This is a genomic window from Clostridium sp. K04 (genome assembly GCF_019734375.1).
Classification (GTDB): Bacteria; Bacillota; Clostridia; order Clostridiales; family Clostridiaceae; genus Clostridium; species Clostridium saudiense.
The window spans coordinates 50,450-68,230 of the sequence record NZ_JAASHD010000021.1 but is presented as its reverse complement, the minus strand read 5'-3'; the positions used below and the strand labels follow the sequence as shown (position 1 = coordinate 68,230).

The following is a 17,781-nucleotide window of genomic DNA, read 5'->3' as shown; positions in this document are numbered from 1 at the left end:
CGATTGGGGTGAAGTCGTAACAAGGTAGCCGTAGGAGAACCTGCGGCTGGATCACCTCCTTTCTATGGAGAAATGAAACAACAAGATGTTTGTTTCGTAAATCTTAAAAGATAACTGGTTTAACTAGTCTGTTCAATTTTGAGAAACCATGTTTCTCATTTTTTTAGAAAAATTACTTTACATAATGTTTGGTAATGCTTCTAAAAATTGTTCTTTGAAAATTGCACATGAATTAATATATAACTTCAAACATATTGAGAAGTAAGCCAAGAAATATTCTTTGTGATATTAAATGCAAAACTTTGAAAAAGAAGATTATTGTGAAGTTTAGTATGACTTAGTACAAGGAAACGAGAAATATACGTAGTGAACAGTACCTTAGATACGTGAACGAGTAGATTTCGAAGTCGACGAAGTAATAAGACATAATGAACGAACAAAGGTCAAGCTACAAAGGGCGCATGGTGAATGCCTTGGCATCAGGAGCCGATGAAGGACGTGATAAGCTGCGATAAGCTTCGGGTAGGCGCACATAGCCAGTGATCCGGAGATTTCCGAATGTGGGAACACACATGGGAAACCCCATGTATCGTATAGTGAATACATAGCTATACGAGGGTAAACCTAGGGAACTGAAACATCTAAGTACCTAGAGGAAGAGAAAGAAAAATCGATTTCCTAAGTAGCGGCGAGCGAAAGGGAAAGAGCCCAAACCAAAGATTTATCTTTGGGGTTGCGGACAGAGCATTAACGAGAAGTCGTAACTAACCGAACACAACTGGAAAGTTGGACCGTAGGAGGTAATAGTCCTGTAGGTGAAAGTTAAGATAATCAAGCTCTGATCCAGAGTACCACGAGACACGTGAAACCTTGTGGGAAGCAGGGAGGACCACCTCCCAAGGCTAAATACTACCTGATGACCGATAGTGAAGCAGTACCGTGAGGGAAAGGTGAAAAGAACCCCGGGAGGGGAGTGAAATAGAACCTGAAACCGTGTGCCTACAACCGGTCAAAGCCCCATATGAGGGTGATGACGTGCTTTTTGTAGAACGAGCCAACGAGTTACGGTATGTAGCAAGGTTAAGTACTTAAGGTACGGAGCCGAAGGGAAACCGAGTCTTAATAGGGCGACTAGTTGCATGCCGTAGACCCGAAACCGGGTGACCTATCCATGGCCAGGTTGAAGCGAGGGTAAAACTTCGTGGAGGACCGAACCACGTTGCTGTTGAAAAAGCATGGGATGAGCTGTGGATAGCGGAGAAATTCCAATCGAACTCGGAGATAGCTGGTTCTCCCCGAAATAGCTTTAGGGCTAGCGTCGGATATGTGTAGTGGAGGTAGAGCACTGAATGGGCTAGGGGGCATATCGCTTACCGAACCTTATCAAACTCCGAATGCCATATACATTTAGTCCGGCAGTCAGACTACGAATGATAAGATCCGTGGTCAAAAGGGAAACAGCCCAGATCGTCAGCTAAGGTCCCAAAGTGTAAGTTAAGTGGAAAAGGATGTGGGATTTCTAAGACAACTAGGATGTTGGCTTAGAAGCAGCCACTCATTTAAAGAGTGCGTAATAGCTCACTAGTCGAGAGATCCTGCGCCGAAAATGTCCGGGGCTCAAACTTACCACCGAAGCTACGGGCTTGCGTAAGCAAGCGGTAGGGGAGCGTCGTAATCGGGCTGAAGTCGTACCGTAAGGAGCGGTGGACTGATTACGAGTGAGAATGTTGGCATTAGTAGCGAGATGTAGGTGAGAATCCTACAGGCCGAATATCTAAGGTTTCCTCAGGAAGGCTCGTCCGCTGAGGGTTAGTCGGGACCTAAGCCGAGGCCGAAAGGCGTAGGCGATGGACAATCGGTTGATATTCCGATACCACTACCATCGTTATTATCGAGGGTGTGACGGAGAAGGATAGTGTGTGCTAGCGATTGGAAATGCTAGTCTAAGCGTTTAGGGAGTTACGGTAGGCAAATCCGCTGTAACAATTCTGAGGCGTGATGGGGAAGGCCATATAGGCCGAAGTACATGATTCCATGCTTCCAAGAAAAGCATCTAGAGAGAGAAGTAGTGCCCGTACCGCAAACCGACACAGGTAGATGAGGAGAGAATCCTAAGGCCGGCGGAAGAATTGCAGTTAAGGAACTAGGCAAATTGACCCCGTAAGTTCGCGAGAAGGGGTGCCTGCGAGAGCAGGCCGCAGAGAATAGGCCCAAGCAACTGTTTAGCAAAAACACAGGTCTCTGCTAAAGCGTAAGCTGATGTATAGGGGCTGACGCCTGCCCGGTGCTGGAAGGTTAAGGGGAACACTTAGCGCAAGCGAAGGTGTGAACTTAAGCCCCAGTAAACGGCGGCCGTAACTATAACGGTCCTAAGGTAGCGAAATTCCTTGTCAGGTAAGTTCTGACCCGCACGAATGGCGTAATGACTTGGGCACTGTCTCAACTGCAAATCCGGCGAAGTTGTAGTGCGAGTGAAGATGCTCGCTACCCGCGATTGGACGGAAAGACCCCGTAGAGCTTTACTGTAGCTTAGCATTGAATTCCGGTATTGTCTGTACAGGATAGGTGGGAGACTGGGAAACTAGGGCGTCAGCCTTAGTGGAGTCAACCTTGGGATACCACCCTGACAGTACTGGGGTTCTAACAGGACGCCATGAATCTGGTGACTGGACATTGTTAGGTGGGCAGTTTGACTGGGGCGGTCGCCTCCTAAAAAGTAACGGAGGCGCCCAAAGGTTCCCTCAGAACGGTCGGAAATCGTTCGTAGAGTGCAAAGGCAGAAGGGAGCCTGACTGCGAGACATACAAGTCGAGCAGGGACGAAAGTCGGGCTTAGTGATCCGGTGGTACCTCGTGGGAGGGCCATCGCTCAACGGATAAAAGCTACCTCGGGGATAACAGGCTGATCTCCCCCAAGAGTCCACATCGACGGGGAGGTTTGGCACCTCGATGTCGGCTCGTCGCATCCTGGGGCTGTAGTAGGTCCCAAGGGTTGGGCTGTTCGCCCATTAAAGCGGCACGCGAGCTGGGTTCAGAACGTCGTGAGACAGTTCGGTCCCTATCCGTCGCGGGCGTAGGAAATTTGAGAGGAGCTGTCCTTAGTACGAGAGGACCGGGATGGACTGACCTCTGGTGCACCAGTTGTTCCGCCAGGAGCATGGCTGGGTAGCTAAGTCGGGAAGGGATAAACGCTGAAAGCATCTAAGCGTGAAGCCTCCCTCAAGATGAGATTTCCCATAGCATAAGCTAGTAAGACCCCTTGAAGAACACAAGGTTGATAGGTCAGAGGTGTAAGTGCGGTAACGTATTTAGCTGACTGATACTAATAGGTCGAGGGCTTGACCAAAATATAAAAAATAATTCATATGCAATTTTCAGAGAATAAATTCTCTTAGAATAATCCGCGATAGCTCAATGGTGGAGCATTCGGCTGTTAACCGACAGGTTGGAGGTTCGAGTCCTCTTCGCGGAGCCAGATAAAGCTAGAAGCAATTCTAGCTTTATTTTTTTATACAAGCAGATGAAAGATATCTAAATTTATCATATAATTGAGTAAAATAAAGAAGAATTAATTTAATATTAATAAGGGGTAAAAAAACATGGATGTTATAATTATTGGAGCAGGTAAGGTTGGATACACCTTAGCTAAATTTCTTTCTAAAGAGGAGGATAATATAACTGTAATTGATAATAATATTGATGCACTAAATTCTATAATTGAAAAATTAGATATAATGGGTATAAAGGGAAATGGAACAAGTTTAAAAATACTTCATGAAGCTGGTATAAGTAAAGCAGATTTAGTTATATCAGTTACTGGTAGTGATGAAGTAAATATGCTTTGTTCGTTAGCTGCTAAAAAATTAGGTGCTAAATATACTATAGCAAGAGTAAGAGCACCACAGTATTCTGAAGAGATATTAATGCTTAAAGACGAACTAGGAATTGATTTAGTAATAAATCCAGAAAAAGAGGCTGCTTTAGAAATAGCAAAATTAATAAAATTCCCATCTGTTAGAAGTGTAGATACATTTGCAAAAGGGAAAGTTGATTTAGTAGGATTTACAATACTTGAAGGCGATGGATTAGATGGTGAGGCCATACAAGATATAAAATATTTAAAGGATTCTATATTAATTTCTGGTATAGAAAGAGATGGAGAAATACATATACCAAGTGGTGATTTTGTTTTACATAAGAATGATAAGTTATATGTAATAGGTGAACATAAAAAAATTGAAGTCTTTTTCAAAAGATTAGGTAAATTCCAAGATAGAATAAAAAATCCACTAATAATAGGTGGAGGAAGAATTACACATTATCTAGTAAATATAATAGATAGTTTACGAGTAACTTCTAAAATAATTGAATTAGATTTAGATAAATGTATTGAATTAAATGAAACTTTACCAGAAGCAATTGTTATAAATGGAGATGGTACTGATCATGAATTATTATTATCAGAAAATCTACAAGAAGCAGATGCTTTTATTGCTTTAACAGGTAGAGATGAAGAAAATGTATTAACATCTTTATTTGCAATTAATAATAATGTGAAAAATGTCATAACTAAAGTTACTAGATTTAATTACAATGTAATAGCTAAAAATGTAGGAATAGATACTATAATAAGTCCTAAAGCTATAACTGCAAATAAAATATTAAAATATATACGTTTCTTAAAGAATAAAAAGAAATGCTGCATAGAAAATATTTATAAGATATTTGATGAGCAAGCTGAGGCCATTGAGTTTTTAGTTAGAGAAGATGTAAAATTCTTAAATAGAAAATTAAAAGATATAAATATAATTAATGATATAATTATTGCTACTATAGTTAGAAATGATAAGATAATCATTCCATCTGGTGATGATAAAATTGAACTTGGAGATAGAGTAATAATAATAACTAAAAGAGATAAACTTGTTGATATTAATGATATAGTAGTGAGGGGGAATAAATAATGAATTTTCCTGCTATATTAAATATATTAGGACATGTAATAAAATATGAACTGTTATTATTATTAATACCGTTTGCTGTAGCACTTTTTTATGGGCAAGGGGATGCTAGTGCTTTTTTGTATACAATATTAATAATGCTTCCTATATCAATAATTCTTACAAGAGTAAAAGGGAAGAAAAAAGAGATATATGCTAAAGAAGGATTTTTAACAGTTGGATTAGCATGGATAGTAATTTCATTCTTTGGAGCATTACCTTTTGTATTTAATGGTGCTATTCCATCATTTATAGATGCATTTTTTGAAACATCATCTGGATTCACAACAACAGGAGCATCTATATTAACAGAGATTCAATCTTTACCAAAAGGAATATTGTTTTGGAGAAGTTTTACTCACTGGGTTGGAGGAATGGGATTCCTTATATTTATATTAGCTTTAATGCCATCTTTTGGTGGAAATACGATACATTTATTAAAGGCAGAGAGTCCAGGACCTACTCCAGGTAAAATAGTACCTAAAATTAAGCAAACTGCAAAAATATTATATGCTATTTACTTTGTATTAACAGTTATAGAAACTATATTTTTAAAATTTGCAGGTATGTCATGGTATGATGCAATTATACATGCTTTAGGTACAGCTGGAACAGGTGGTTTTTCTAATATGAATGCAAGCGTTGCTGCATTTAATAATCCAACAGTAGATTGGATTATAACAATATTTATGCTTTTATTTGGTGTGAATTTTGTTTTATATTTCCAATTAATCAGAGGGAATTTTAAAGCATTCTTCAAGAGTGAAGAATTAAAGTGGTATTTAATTGCTGTTTTTGGAGCAATTGCTATTATAGCAGTTAACATAATACCTTTTAATAATGGGGATGTAACTAGATCAATAAGAGATTCAGCATTCCAAGTAGCATCTGTAGTAACAACAACAGGGTATGCAACAGCAGACTTTAATTTATGGCCAACTCTTAGTAAAATGATTTTGGTAATGCTAATGTTTATGGGAGCAATGGCTGGGTCTACAGGTGGAGGAATTAAAACTGTAAGAATAGTAATAATTATTAAAGCTATAAGAAGAGAAATTGATAAGATATTACATCCAAGAAGAGTTAAAAGTGTAAAGATAGACGGAAATGTAGTTGAAGAAGAAACTATATCAGGGGTATTTATATTTATATTCGCGTATATAGTTATTGCACTTATAGCTATATTTATAATTTCTTTTGATAACTTTGATGTTACTACTACAGTGACATCTGTAATAGCGACTTTAAGTAATATAGGGCCAGGACTTGAAATGGTAGGTCCTACAGGAAACTATGCAGCTTTTTCAGATTTAAGTAAGATAGTATTATCATTTTGTATGCTTGCTGGAAGGCTTGAGATATATCCTATGCTTATATTATTTAGCCCTTCACTTTGGAAAAAAAGATACTAATATTTGCCTCTGGGGTCAATCCAAAAAATGGATTGACCCCAGAGGCATTTTAATAATAATATATAAAGTATATAATTAATAATATCGAAAGGGAGGAATGTTTTATGTTATCTCGCGAAGTTGCACAAAAGGTGCTTGGAAGATGTTTAATAACTGGTGGGGATTTTGCTGAAATATTTGAAGAAGATAGTTTAGATAATTCAATTAGTATATTAAATGGAAAGGTTGAAAATTCTATAGGAGGAAGAGCTTATGGAATTGGAATTAGAATATTTAAGGGCTTAAAAAGTGTATATGCATATACAAATAACAATAGTTTAACTTCACTTTTAAATGTTGCTCAAAAGGCTGCAATGGCATTAGGTGAATTAAAAGAAGAAAAGATGATAGTTCTTAATGAAAGAGAAAATATAAATTTAAATCCTATAATTATAACTCCATCATCAATAGAACTTAATAAGAAAATTGGCGTAATGAAGATAGCATATGATGCTGCTAAGAATTATCATAGTGAAATAGTTCAAGTTGGAGTAGGTTATGCTGATAAAGAGCAACATATATTAATTGCTAATACAGAAGGATTATATACAGAGGATAAGAGAACAAGAACAAGACTAACTGTAAACGCTATAGCATCTGCTAATGGGGAAAATCAAACTGGTTTTGAAGGGCCGGGAAGACATATGGGATTTGAAATGTTTAATGAAGTAGACCCAGAGTACTATGGAAGAGAAGCAGCTAAGCAAGCATATACTATGTTATATGCTAAAAATTGTCCTGCAGGTAGAATGACAGTTGCAATAGATAATGGATTTGGAGGAGTTATTTTCCATGAGGCTTGTGGACATTCACTAGAAGCTACATCTGTAGCAAAAGGAAATTCTGTATTTACAGGAATGTTAGGAAAGCAAATAGCGTCTACAAAGGTAACTGCAATAGATGATGGAACTATTCCAAATGCATGGGGATCTTTAAATATAGATGATGAAGGTAATAAGACTCAAAAAAATATTCTTATTGAAAATGGAATTTTAAAATCTTATATGATTGATAAATTAAATGGACGTAGAATGGGAATGGCACCGACAGGAAGTGGAAGAAGACAAAGTTATAAATATGCACCTACATCAAGAATGACTAATACTTATATTGCAAATGGAGATGATAATCCAGAAGATATAATTAAGTCTATAAGCGACGGATTATATGCTAAGAAAATGGGTGGAGGTTCAGTTAATCCAGTTACTGGTGAATTTAACTTTGCAGTTTCAGAAGGATATTTGGTTAAAAATGGTGTTATTCAGGAGCCTGTTAGAGGAGCTAGCTTAATTGGTAAGGGTAGTGATATTTTAATGGATATAGATATGGTTGGTAATAATATGGCCAAAGGACAAGGAATGTGTGGATCTTCATCTGGAAGTATAGCAGTTAATGTTGGTCAGCCAATGATTAGAGTAAAAGAAATAACAGTAGGTGGAAGATAGGAGGGGAGATTATGGAATTAGAATTATTTGTTGATAGTTTATTTAAGAAAGCTAGTGAAGCTGGATTTTCTGAATATGAAGTATATTACGTGGATAGAGAAAGTTTAGGAATCAGTGTTTATAAAGAGGAAGTAGAAAAGTATAATTTAAACAATTCAGCAGGATTATCATTTAGAGGTAAATTAGGTGATAGAATTGGGTATTCATATACTGAGATATTAGATGAAGATGCTATAGATATGCTTGTAAAAAAAGCAAAGGAAAATGTTTCAGCAATTGAAAATAATGATATTCAATTTATATATGAAGGTGATAAAGAGTATAAGGAAATTAGTACTTATTATGAAGCTTTAGAAAATTTAGCACCAGATAAATTGATTAATATTGCAATCAATATGGAAAAGGAAGCTAAGAAGTATTGTGATAAAGTTGAAAGCTTTAGTGGATGTGCAATATCATATAGTTCAGGAAAGTATGGAATAATTAATTCTAAAGGATTAAATCTAAAAAATAAATCAAATTTATTAACAGCTTATGTTGTTCCAATAGTAAAAGATGGAGAAAATATGTATGATGGCTGTGGATATGTTGTTGCTAAATCATTAGATGAAATTGATCCTGCCAAAATAGCAAAAATGGGGGTTGATGAAGCATTAAGTAAGATTGGTGCAACTTCAATTCCAGCAGGCAATTACAAAGTTATTATAAATAATGAAGCAATGGTATCACTTTTATCAACATTTGCAGGAATATTTAGTGGGGATGCAGTTCAAAAAGGGTTAAGTCTTTTAAAAGGAAAAGAAGGAGAAATAATAGCTTCTGATATAGTCAATTTAGTTGATGATCCACATTTAAAAGATGGTTTAGCATCAGTTGCATTTGATGATGAAGGTGTAGCTACAGTAAAAACTTACTTAATACAAGATGGAAAGTTAAACACTTTACTTCATAACTTAAAGACTGCTAATAAAGCTGGGGTAAAATCAACTGGTAATGGATTTAAAGCATCATATGCTTCACCTATATCAGTATCTCCAACAAATTTCTATATTGAACCAGGAGTTAATTCTTTAGAGGAAATGACTAAGAAAATTGATAAAGGATTAATAATTACAGATCTTGCAGGGTTACATTCAGGTGCAAATTCTATAACTGGAGATTTTTCTTTAGCTGCAAAAGGTTTTTATATAGAAAACGGAGTTAAAACTCATCCAGTAGAACAAATAACAGTGGCAGGAAATTTCTTTACTTTATTAACTGATATAGAAGAAGTAGGCAATGATTTAAAGTTCCCTATGAGTAGTGTAGGTAGTCCAAGTATTATGATAAAGGAGCTTTCCATTGCAGGAGAGGGGTCAAAGAATGAATAAATATGACTTGGTTATAATTGGAGCAGGTGCATCAGGATTATCTGCTGGAATAAGTGCATTAAAATCTGGCATTAAGGATGTTTTAATTTTAGAAAAGGAAGATGTATTAGGTGGTAATTTAAATTTATTTATTGATAATGGATTTGGTGAATATTATTTAAATAAAACTGTTACTGGTCCAGAACTTGGAAGTATTTTAATAAGGGATTATAAAGCTTTAGAAGGAAAATATAAACTAAATACAAGGGTTTTAGAAATTAATAGAGATAAAGTTATTACTTATGTAAATCCAGAAGAAGGAATTCAAGAAATAGAAGCAAAAGCAATAATATTAGCAGCTGGATGTAGAGAAAAATATACGGGTAATATATTAATTCCTATTCATAAGTTTACTGGAATATTTACTACTGGTTCTGCACATAGATTAGTTAATTATAATGGTTATTTACCAGGAAAAGAAATAATTATTTCAGGAAATGATCTATGGACTCTTATTGTGGCAAGAAGATTAGTAATAGAAGGTGCTAATGTAAAAGGAATAGTTACAGAAAGAAAGTGTTTTAATAGAGATGAACTAGATATAATTAATGGATTTAATATTCCTATAATATATCAAAGTGAAGTTATTGATATTGAAGGAATTGAGAGAATTAATTTAGCAAGGATTAAAAATGTTTATAATGAAGAAATTACTTCTATTGATTGTGATTCATTGATTTTATCAGTAGGATATTTACCAGATAGTGACTTTATAAAGAAAATGAGCATTATGATGGATGGAAGTTATATAAAAAATAAAAACAACCTTACATCGGTTGAAGGCATATTTGTATGTGGAACTATGGAAAAGGGTATAGATGTATTGTTAAATAGTGGTGAAAATGGGTTAAAGGTTGGAAAGCAAGCAGCAGAATACTTAGAAGAGTTGAGATTGAATAGTTAATAGTTAAGAGTTAAGGTAGAAACTCCTTAGGGAGTTTCTATAAGTATTTATCTAAATTCAGCTTAAGCTGAATTTAGTCCTTAACTTGTCACTTAAAATTTGATATCTTATTATAGTTATTTTATTATAGATTGAAGCTGATATTATTGTTACTTTACAAATTATTAATTTAATTAGTTAAGTTTAATTTCAGCTGTTTTTACTAGTAAGTCTTGACCTTTAGGACTAAGGTGAATACCATCAACGTATAGTTCTTCATGTTCACTAGCATTTATTGTAGCAGAATAAAAATCAACATAGTTTAGTGAGTATTTATTACATAAATTAAGTAAAGCTTCTTTTAAAAGTGGTAAACTATCTTGGCAGTAATCATAAGTATCGCATTTCATAAAAAGTTTATTTGCTAAATTTGGTATTATATTTGGGGGAAATCCTATAATTACATTTATATTTTCTTTTAATGAATCCTTAATCATTAATTCAATATTATTAGCAATAGATTGGACACTTCTGTTAGAAAGTAAATCATTTGTACCGCCCATAATAAATAAATCAGTAGGATTCAAATCAAGCACATCTTTTTGAAATCTAACAAGCATATCGGTAGTGGTACTGCCATTTACACCTTTGTTATATAAAGATAAATTATATTTAGTCTGTAATTTATAAACCCAATTATCTTTAGGCTTCACTCCGTAACCATAAATTAAACTATCTCCTAGAAATACATATTTTTTCATAAGTAAATGACCTCCTTTAAAATAATTTATTAAAGCAATTTTTACAAATAAGAGTTTTGCCTTTATCAGCAGTAACAAAATTATTTTCTTTTAAAATACAATTGCAAATAGAACATTTCTTTGTTGAAGATAACTTCTCTTTTGAAGAAGATGAGTTATTTAATTTGCTTTTATTCTTTGGAATTTCAGTAGATTTTATTGATTTTTTTAATGAAGAATATAATCTTTTTTCATCACATATATCTTTTTCTATAATTGAATATGAGATTGAAAATGTACTTTCACCAAAAAGCTCTAGTTCAAATCTTGGGTTCTCTTTATCATAAAATTCTTCAACTATTATTCTACGAATTTGAGCATCATTGACTATAAGTCCACTTTTCTCGATTCCATCAAATATACTTTTAGTTATATTTGCAGTATCAGGATGACGCTTTTCACTTTTATAATAAACTTTTAATACTGCTATAAGTGATTCTTCTAATATTATTTCTGGATTTTGACTTCTTGCATAATAAGCTATTTCTTCTTCATAAAGAGCATATTTATCGTGAGATTTTCCAGTATTGTAAGGTAAAATAGCTCTACCATCTTTATTATGTAATTTGAAATTTGATTTAGTAATAGGCGACCCTAAAACTATTACTTTTGCATAAGGTTTCATATATAGTTCTCCTAAAATTTCTTAGAGTAAAGTGTATATAATATAAAAGATGTTAATAATTATTAATGGATAATTGAAATGAAAAATAATTATTAAAAAATCCTTAAAAATCCATAAAAAGAAATAAAAAATAATGAATATTTTTTTTGAAAAGTATATAATACTCATTAGTATTAAATCTACAAATAAGTATTTATTATATTTCAACTATACATGAGAGAATTTATATTAACAAGTAATAATTTGATTATGTAATACGATTACGATATAATACAGATTGGTATTATTCAGTAAATAAAGAAGAGGTAAAAATAGATGGAAGATAAATATATTTTAGCTATAGAATCAAGTTGTGATGAAACTTCAGCAGCAGTTGTAGTAAACGGAAGGGAAGTACTGTCAAATGTAATTGCTTCACAAATAAGCACACATGAAAAGTATGGGGGAGTAGTTCCTGAAGTTGCTTCAAGAATGCATATAGAAGCTGTTAGTGGAGTTGTTGAAGAAGCTTTACTAGAGGCTAATATTACTTTAGATAAAATTGATGCAATTGGTGTTACATATGGACCAGGATTAGTTGGAGCCTTATTAGTTGGCTTACAATTTGCAAAGGGGTTAGCATTTTCAAGCAAGAAGCCTTTAGTAGGAGTAAATCATATTGAAGGGCATATTTGCGCAAATTACATACAACATAAAGACTTAAAACCACCTTTTGTTTCTTTAGTAGTTTCAGGTGGGCATACTTTTATAGTTCATGTTAAAGATTATGGAAAGTATGAAGTAATAGGTCAAACAAGAGATGATGCAGCAGGTGAAGCATATGATAAGGTTGCAAGAGCTTTAGGACTTGGATATCCAGGTGGGCCTAAAATTGATAAATTAGCAAAGGAAGGAAATCCAAAGGCGATAGTATTCCCTAAGGCTAATTTCCATGAAGAAACATTAGATTTTTCATTTAGTGGTGTAAAATCTGCAGTACTTAATTATTTAAATAAATGTAAAATGCAAAATATTGAAGTTAATAAGGCTGATGTTGCAGCATCATTCCAACAAGCAGTAGTTGATGTATTAAAGGATAATGTTTTATTAACATGTAAAAAGAAAAATGTAAAAACTATTGCAATTGCTGGTGGAGTTGCTTCTAATTCAACATTAAGAGAAACACTAACTAATGCTGCTTCAAAGAGAGGAATAGAGGTTTTATTCCCAGCTCCAATTTTATGTACAGATAATGCAGCCATGATAGGAAGTGCAGCTTATTTTAATTTTATTAATGGTAAAATTAGCGATTTAAATTTAAATGCTAAACCAAATTTAAAATTGTAATTATGTAGATTTAAGTATACGATTTGTAGAGGGATACATATACTTAAAAAACTTAAATATATTTATAAAAAAATATAAGTTAAGGATGTATGGGGAGAGAAAGCAATGAATTTTTTACCGTATTCAAATGGGGTACGTAAAGTAAGTATGAAAAAGCATAGGAGTCCTAAAGAAAAATTTAAAATTGTAGTTATTACAATAGTTGCTATTTTAATTATTGGGATTGTTACTCAAAATATAGTTGACTTTATCGATGGGGAAAGATTAAAGAAAAGAGTAAATTATACTACAGTAGATGAATTAAGAATGGATTATAGAATTGAGGGGGAAGGTAGCTATACTATTATTTTTGATGGTGATATTGGAACTACTTTAGAAGAATGGACATCTATTGTAGAAGAGTTAAAAGAAAATGATAGTATTAGGACTTTTGTTTATAACAGACAGGGATATGGATATAGTGATATATCATCATCAGGAAGAACGCCAGAAGAGCAAGCTAGAGATTTAAAGATATTATTAAGAAAAGCTGGACTTTCTGGACCATATATCATTGTAGGTGAAGGGTATGGCTCTTTGGTATTAACAAGTTTTGCAGAGCAATTTAAAGATTCGGTTGCAGCGGCAATAATGATTGATCCTATTAATGAAGAGGTTATTCAAACGAAAGAGTATAAACAAAGTCAGATATTAACTAAAATACGAAGAAGTATTGAAAAGATAGGTTCAAAATGTGGACTTACAATGTTATTAGATAAATTAAATTTAGATATTAATTTAGAGGATTATGAATCAGGACTTTTAGATAAGAATAAAGATGAATTTTTAACTTTAAGAACTAAATCAAAGTATACCACTGCGGTTTATAATGAGCTTAAAAATATATTAAATGGTACAAGCCATAGTCAAGTTGATGGAGTATTTTCTGATATGCCATATTATTTATTGACTAGAGATGAAAATGATCCACTAAAGATCTTAGGAAGTGAAGAATTAACTGATGTACATGTAACTAGCTGTGAAAAAGACTATTTACCATTAAATGATAAAGATAATGTTTTGTTGGCTATAAGACAAACAGTTAAAAAACTACAAGAAATTGAAACAGCAAATAAAGCAAATAATAAAAAATAAAGCTAAAAACTAAAGCCGATTTTTATCGGCTTTATTTTTTTTCTAAAAGTAACTTAATTTATTAAGTAATATAATATTTACTATTTGTCATATATTTGACACATACAGTGGTTATATTATAAGTATCAAATAAATGAAAAATAAATTAAATATAAATTAAAGGAGTTAGTATATATGGATAATGAGAATATTTATGACGCTGCATATAGTGAAGCACATATAGTTGAGGAAGGAGAAGTAAAAAACAACTTTGAAGAACAACATAAAAAAAAGAATAGTAAAAAAAAGAGAGGAAATGGAAACGGATTTGCTAAATATATTGCAATAGCTCTTATTTGTTCTTTATTTGGAGGAGTAGTTGGTTCAGGAATTACTTACGTTATAGCAGATAAAGGCAATAATAGTACTAAATCAAATAATAGTGTGGTGACAGATCCAGTATCATTTGCAACAGATAATACAGCATTATCAGCAGCAGATATATATAAGAAAGTAGCACCTGCAGTTGTTATGGTATCAACAAAATCAATTCAAAGTGTTAATGGTTGGTTTCAACAAGAAACTGAGGGTATGGGATCAGGATTTATAATTAATGAAGATGGGTATATTTTAACAAACTATCATGTAATTGATGGAGCAAAAGAAGTTACAGTAACATTAAGTGATGGTAGGGAAGTTACTGCTTCAGTAGTAAATTATGATGCTGATCAAGACGTAGCTATGATAAAAATTAATGATGATATAGAAGTTCCTGGAGTAGTAGAATTAGGAGATTCAGATGCATTACAACCAGGTGAAGAAGTATTAGCAATTGGTAATCCACTATCAAAAGAATTATCATCAACATTAACAAAAGGAATAATAAGTGCATTAAATAGAAGTGTTGAAACTGAATCAGGTGTTAGCAGTAACTTAATTCAAACAGATACAGCTATTAATTCAGGTAATAGTGGTGGACCATTAATAAACACTAAAGGCGAAGTTATTGGAATTAATACATTAAAAGCTAGTGATGGAGCAGAAGGTATTGGATTTGCAATTCCAATTAATGATGTTAAAGATAAAATAGATTCATTATCTAAACCAATATTAAATTTAGGTGTTTCAATTAGGGTAGTTGATGAACCTTTAGCTAAACAATTAAATTTAGAAGAAGGTTTATATGTTGTAGAAGTTAACGAATATTCACCAGCTGAAAAAGCAGGATTAAAGAGTGGTGATTTAATAGTTAAAGCAGATGGAACTAGAATAAAGACATTCGAAGAGTTACAAGAAATTAAAAACTCTAAAGAAGAAGGAGATACTATTAATATTGAATTTATTAGAGATGGTAAAACTAAAAATACTACTATAACATTAACATCAACATCATCAACATCATCTTCAGAATCAACAACAAATTAATTATGAATAAATAGACCATGTGGCTTAATAAGACTACATGGTCTATTTATTTTACTTTAAAATGCTTTCATAAGCTTTTAATGTAGAAATAGCAGTGTTTTTCCAAGTGAAGTTTAAGCTGTTTTTATAACCTTTTTCACCATATTCAATTAATGAATCATAAGAATTTAATAATTGAAGCATTGAAGAAGCTAGTTCATCTTTATTATTTGGATTAATTAAGATTGCAGCATCAGAAGTAACTTCTGGTATTGATGTTAAATTGGATGTTATAACAGGAGTACCACAGCTCATTGCTTCAAGTGGTGGAAGGCCGAAGCCTTCATAAAGTGAAGGATAAATAAATAACTCGCATGCATTATAAAAGTAAGGTAAGTCATCATCGACTACAAATCCAGTAAATATTACTTTGTCATCAATGTAAAGTTCTTTACATAAATCTTGTAGTTTAGTACCTTCATCACGGACAGACCCACATAATACAAGTTTATAATCTTTATTTAGAGATTTATATATGCTGTTAAATGATAATATAAGTTCTTTGACATTTTTTCTAGTACTAAAACCACCTATATATAATAAAAAAGGTGAAGAAATATGATATTTATTTTTTATATAATCAATACAAACTTGTTTATCTAAAGGTTTATAAGTTGAATTTGCTGCTAAAGGAGTAACAAATATTTTATCCTCATTAACTGAAGGAAAGAATTTTAAGATATCTTTTTTTGAATATTCGGATACAGTTAAGATTGCTTTAGAATTATTAATTATTAGGGGCATATCCCTAAGAAATCTTTCTAAGTATCCTCTACCAACAGTTTCAGGTAATATATAAGGGATTAAATCATGTATTGTAACTATTACAGGTGAAGTATATGATGTATTTAATCCAATTCCGTTTTGGGGTATATGATGTAAATCTATACTATTTTCTTCAATATAACTTGGATAGTAATAATCTTCATAAAATGTTCCATGCTTTTTTGAAGTAAAAATTATTTTTGAATTATCCCTTTTAAACTCTCCATAATTTTCACCAGCCCAAAAAATAGAATAAGTATTTTTTTGATCTATATTAAGAAGCTCTCTGAGAAGATTTTCTGTGTAAGTACCTATACCAGAACCTTTATATAAATTAATCCCTCTAGCATCTATTGATAATTTCAAAGCATAACGCCTCCTAAAAAAACCTATAATATTATAAATATTAAATTAAAGTAATTTATGTGATAGTAAACACAATGAAATATAAAATTTCATATAATACAAAGAAGAAAGCTTTAGGAGTAAGCGATGAATAAGGAAAATTTAAAAGAATCTATAGAATCTAATTATGATATTAAGGTGCTAGCTATAGAGAAAGTAAAAAATAGTTATAGATTAGAAACTGAAAATACTAATTATGCTATAAAGATAATAAAGTATGATTTTCCACACTTCTATTTTATTTTATCTGCAATAGAACATCTTCAAAAAAGAGAATTTCATAAAATACCCCAAATATTAAACAACAAAGATGGAACAAAGTATATTAAATTGGAAAATAGCTATGCTTATTTAACAGAATGGATACCATCTAGAGTAAGCAATTATGATAACCCTATTGAATTATCAAAAGTTGCTGAAAAGCTAGGAGAGCTTCATACCCGTAGTACAGGTTTTAATATAAATAACAATATGAGACCACGAATAGGATGGTATTCATGGATTAATGTATTTAATACACGATGCAATGAAATATTAGATTTTAAAAATAGAATAAATCAAAAAGCATATAAGTCAAAATTTGATTGTATTTATTTAAATAATATAGAAGCAGAAATAGAGAGAGGAAAAAAAGCAATAGATAATTTAAAGAAGCATAAATATATTGAAATAATGGATAAAGAAGTAATGAAGATGGGATTTTGTCATCACGATTATGCCCACCATAATATATTGGTTGATGATAAAAATGAATTGAATATTATTGATTTTGATTATTGCATTTTAGATTCGCATTTACATGATTTAGCATCATTATTAATTAGAGCTATGAAAGGGGCTAAGTGGAGTAAGGATAAAGCTGATTTAATTATTAAAAATTACTGTAAAAGTAATGGATTATATGAAGATGAATTTAAATTAATAGGTGATTTTATAAAATTTCCACAAACATTTTGGCAAATAGGTATTCAGTATTATTGGGAGCAACAACCTTGGGGAGAAGATTTTTTTGAAGAGAAAATAAACAAATATTTAGAAGATGTTGAATATAGGGAAGAATTCTTAGAGTCATATTTCAAATAAAGAGGTGGATGAT

Annotated in this window: 12 protein-coding genes, 1 tRNA gene and 2 rRNA genes; 12 read left to right on the top strand and 3 right to left on the bottom strand. The window is 32.3% G+C overall.

What is annotated here, in order from left to right:
• The 8 genes from HCG70_RS10310 to HCG70_RS10275 all read left to right on the top strand — a co-directional run.
• Positions 1–62 (top strand): 16S ribosomal RNA (locus HCG70_RS10310); the annotation flags it as partial.
• A gap of 379 nt (positions 63–441) precedes the next feature.
• A 23S ribosomal RNA gene (locus HCG70_RS10305) occupies positions 442–3,345 on the top strand.
• Between the two features lie 54 nt (positions 3,346–3,399).
• Positions 3,400–3,474: transfer RNA gene (locus tag HCG70_RS10300), tRNA-Asn, on the top strand.
• A 124-nt stretch (positions 3,475–3,598) separates the two neighbouring features.
• Positions 3,599–4,963 (top strand): Trk system potassium transporter TrkA, encoded by a 1,365-nt coding sequence (gene trkA / locus HCG70_RS10295; RefSeq protein WP_042402623.1) that lies wholly within the window; start codon positions 3,599–3,601, stop codon positions 4,961–4,963.
• Complete coding sequence (locus HCG70_RS10290; RefSeq protein ID WP_042402626.1) at positions 4,963–6,411, top strand: TrkH family potassium uptake protein; 1,449 nt, start codon at positions 4,963–4,965, stop codon at positions 6,409–6,411. Before trkA ends, HCG70_RS10290 begins: the two co-directional genes overlap by 1 nt.
• 104 nt (positions 6,412–6,515) lie before the next feature.
• Positions 6,516–7,895 carry a TldD/PmbA family protein gene (locus HCG70_RS10285; RefSeq protein ID WP_042402630.1) on the top strand — a complete coding sequence of 460 codons (1,380 nt, stop codon included), beginning with the start codon at positions 6,516–6,518 and terminating at the stop codon, positions 7,893–7,895.
• 11 nt (positions 7,896–7,906) lie between these two features.
• Entirely contained in the window at positions 7,907–9,265 is a 1,359-nt protein-coding gene (locus HCG70_RS10280) for a TldD/PmbA family protein (protein ID WP_055277308.1), read from the top strand.
• Positions 9,258–10,208: an NAD(P)/FAD-dependent oxidoreductase gene (locus HCG70_RS10275; RefSeq protein ID WP_154821125.1), complete on the top strand. Its 951-nt coding sequence runs from the start codon at positions 9,258–9,260 to the stop codon at positions 10,206–10,208. The genes HCG70_RS10280 and HCG70_RS10275 overlap by 8 nt, the downstream gene beginning before the upstream one ends.
• Positions 10,209–10,381: 173 nt before the next feature.
• Here the strand turns inward: HCG70_RS10275 and HCG70_RS10270 are convergent, their stop codons facing one another.
• A complete protein-coding gene (locus tag HCG70_RS10270; protein ID WP_042402640.1) occupies positions 10,382–10,948 on the bottom strand; it encodes a GDSL-type esterase/lipase family protein in 567 nt (188 codons plus the stop codon).
• 16 nt (positions 10,949–10,964) lie between these two features.
• Positions 10,965–11,612, bottom strand: coding sequence for a RusA family crossover junction endodeoxyribonuclease (locus HCG70_RS10265; protein WP_042402643.1), 648 nt, complete (start codon positions 11,610–11,612; stop codon positions 10,965–10,967).
• 315 nt (positions 11,613–11,927) lie between these two features.
• Here HCG70_RS10265 and tsaD point away from each other — a divergent pair, with 315 nt between their 5' ends.
• From tsaD to HCG70_RS10250, 3 genes are all read left to right on the top strand, one after another.
• Positions 11,928–12,938, top strand: a complete 1,011-nt coding sequence (gene tsaD / locus HCG70_RS10260; protein ID WP_042402646.1) for a tRNA (adenosine(37)-N6)-threonylcarbamoyltransferase complex transferase subunit TsaD — start codon at positions 11,928–11,930, stop codon at positions 12,936–12,938.
• A gap of 105 nt (positions 12,939–13,043) precedes the next feature.
• Positions 13,044–14,072 (top strand): alpha/beta fold hydrolase, encoded by a 1,029-nt coding sequence (locus HCG70_RS10255; RefSeq protein WP_221697710.1) that lies wholly within the window; start codon positions 13,044–13,046, stop codon positions 14,070–14,072.
• 174 nt (positions 14,073–14,246) lie between these two features.
• On the top strand, positions 14,247–15,476 hold the full coding sequence (locus tag HCG70_RS10250) for a S1C family serine protease (RefSeq protein WP_042399420.1): 1,230 nt from the start codon (positions 14,247–14,249) through the stop codon (positions 15,474–15,476).
• A gap of 51 nt (positions 15,477–15,527) precedes the next feature.
• Here the strand turns inward: HCG70_RS10250 and HCG70_RS10245 are convergent, their stop codons facing one another.
• A complete protein-coding gene (locus tag HCG70_RS10245; protein ID WP_221697709.1) occupies positions 15,528–16,646 on the bottom strand; it encodes a glycosyltransferase family 1 protein in 1,119 nt (372 codons plus the stop codon).
• A gap of 126 nt (positions 16,647–16,772) precedes the next feature.
• On the opposite strand from HCG70_RS10245, the gene HCG70_RS10240 reads away from it, so the two are divergent.
• Positions 16,773–17,768 carry a CotS family spore coat protein gene (locus tag HCG70_RS10240; RefSeq protein WP_042399426.1) on the top strand — a complete coding sequence of 332 codons (996 nt, stop codon included), beginning with the start codon at positions 16,773–16,775 and terminating at the stop codon, positions 17,766–17,768.
• Positions 17,769–17,781: the final 13 nt, after the last annotated feature.

What these genes read in the sequence shown, in the direction of transcription:
- trkA (WP_042402623.1), top strand. Translation starts at nt 3,599, where the DNA reads ATGGATGTTATAATTATTGGAGCAGGTAAGGTTGGATACACCTTAGCT.
- HCG70_RS10290 (WP_042402626.1), top strand. Translation starts at nt 4,963, where the DNA reads ATGAATTTTCCTGCTATATTAAATATATTAGGACATGTAATAAAATAT.
- HCG70_RS10285 (WP_042402630.1), top strand. Translation starts at nt 6,516, where the DNA reads ATGTTATCTCGCGAAGTTGCACAAAAGGTGCTTGGAAGATGTTTAATA.
- HCG70_RS10280 (WP_055277308.1), top strand. Translation starts at nt 7,907, where the DNA reads ATGGAATTAGAATTATTTGTTGATAGTTTATTTAAGAAAGCTAGTGAA.
- HCG70_RS10275 (WP_154821125.1), top strand. Translation starts at nt 9,258, where the DNA reads ATGAATAAATATGACTTGGTTATAATTGGAGCAGGTGCATCAGGATTA.
- HCG70_RS10270 (WP_042402640.1), bottom strand. Translation starts at nt 10,948, where the DNA reads ATGAAAAAATATGTATTTCTAGGAGATAGTTTAATTTATGGTTACGGA.
- HCG70_RS10265 (WP_042402643.1), bottom strand. Translation starts at nt 11,612, where the DNA reads ATGAAACCTTATGCAAAAGTAATAGTTTTAGGGTCGCCTATTACTAAA.
- tsaD (WP_042402646.1), top strand. Translation starts at nt 11,928, where the DNA reads ATGGAAGATAAATATATTTTAGCTATAGAATCAAGTTGTGATGAAACT.
- HCG70_RS10255 (WP_221697710.1), top strand. Translation starts at nt 13,044, where the DNA reads ATGAATTTTTTACCGTATTCAAATGGGGTACGTAAAGTAAGTATGAAA.
- HCG70_RS10250 (WP_042399420.1), top strand. Translation starts at nt 14,247, where the DNA reads ATGGATAATGAGAATATTTATGACGCTGCATATAGTGAAGCACATATA.
- HCG70_RS10240 (WP_042399426.1), top strand. Translation starts at nt 16,773, where the DNA reads ATGAATAAGGAAAATTTAAAAGAATCTATAGAATCTAATTATGATATT.